Below are 1,281 nucleotides of genomic sequence, written 5' to 3'. Positions count from 1 at the left end.
CCCTCGGGGGGAGGGGGTCCAACGAGAACGGCAAGACCGGCATCTGCCGCAGCGACGAGCTGGAGGTGACGGCCGCGGACAACTCGACGGACGACGAGGAAGGCATCGTCACCGTGGCGTTCAAGAACGGCGGCGGCCGTGACTGCGCCATGAAGGGGTACGCGGGCGTCGACCTCCGGACGTCCACCGGCGACACCCTGTCCGTGGACCGCAACGGCGAGCAGCCGCGCGCCGAGGTCCTGAAGGACGGCGAGACCGCGGCCTTCAACATCACCTTCCCCGTCAACAACAGCGGCGGCTCCGGCATCCGCGTCACCAAGCTCCTCGTGACCCCGCCGAACGAGACCAAGACCGTCACCATCGCCTGGCCCGCGGGCACCCTGCCGGTGGCGGGCGAGGGCGGCGCGACGGGCCCCAAGCTCTCGATCGCCCCGGTCGGCAAGGTCAGCGGCTCCCCCGCGGGCTGACCGACAGACTGACCGACCACCGACCGACCACCGACGGACCACCGACCGACCGCTTGAAAGGCCCCCTGCGCCCGGGAACACCCGGCCGCAGGGGGCTTCCGCTTTCCGGAAACGGTCGCTTCGAAGTAGCCGAGGGCCACTTTCCGGCTACCCGGCGGCGACTGGCACGCCCTCAGCAGGCGCGCCACCGTACGCAATCGAGCCGACGGCTCCCCGCCGCGCACGGCCCACCGCTCCCCACCCACTCGTCCGCAACCCGTGGGGCTGCCGGGCTCCGGCTCACTTAACACCTGGTCAGGGGCACGCCGAACCGTCATTGCCCGGCGTCCTACCGCGTGATACACAGAGTGACCAGACCTCACGTACGAGAAAACGCACGAAGTCAGCCAACGAATGGCGCCAAGCGGCATACGCGGGCCCGATTGTCGGCGAGAATGAACTGTCCTCTGCGCCGAGGTAGGCAGAGGTGCCAGAACAACCCACTAGGGGCGGTGAGTTACACATGCTTATGGCAGCCGAAAAGGGCGATATCACCACCATCATCGGCGGGATCGCCCCCGACTGGGGGCCCTTCGGGAGCCTGGGCAACGAGGCACGCGTGATGATCGAGGTCGTGATGGCGATCGCCATCCTCCTCTGTCTCGGCATTGCCATCTGGGGCGCGGCAAAGCAGCGGATCGGCGCGACGGCGCTGCGCGACACCTTCAGCGCGGAACAGGGCAAGGGCCTGATCATCGCGGGCCTGACCGGCGTCTTCATCATCGGATCGCTGGGCACGCTGTTCACCATCGTGTACGGCATGGCGGTCTAGCGG

General features: G+C 68.5%; 2 protein-coding genes. Both read left to right on the top strand.

Features of this window, described 5'->3' with window-relative positions; all coding sequences use genetic code 11:
- Nucleotides 1-467, top strand: a 467-nt coding sequence (locus AB8Z36_RS39865) for a DUF4232 domain-containing protein (protein ID WP_369218245.1), incomplete at its 5' end; no start/stop codon positions are given.
- Between the two features lie 502 nt (nucleotides 468-969).
- On the top strand, nucleotides 970-1,278 hold the full coding sequence (locus AB8Z36_RS39860; RefSeq protein WP_055570172.1) for a hypothetical protein: 309 nt from the start codon (nucleotides 970-972) through the stop codon (nucleotides 1,276-1,278).
- Nucleotides 1,279-1,281: the final 3 nt, after the last annotated feature.

The sequence above is a fragment of the Streptomyces flavofungini genome (assembly GCF_041028215.1).
Lineage (GTDB): Bacteria > Actinomycetota > Actinomycetes > Streptomycetales > Streptomycetaceae > Streptomyces > Streptomyces flavofungini_B.
This window is presented reverse-complemented; position numbering and strand designations above follow the sequence as displayed.

Coding starts and splice junctions, on each gene's coding strand:
- AB8Z36_RS39860 (WP_055570172.1), top strand. CDS start 970: ATGCTTATGGCAGCCGAAAAGGGCGATATCACCACCATCATCGGCGGG.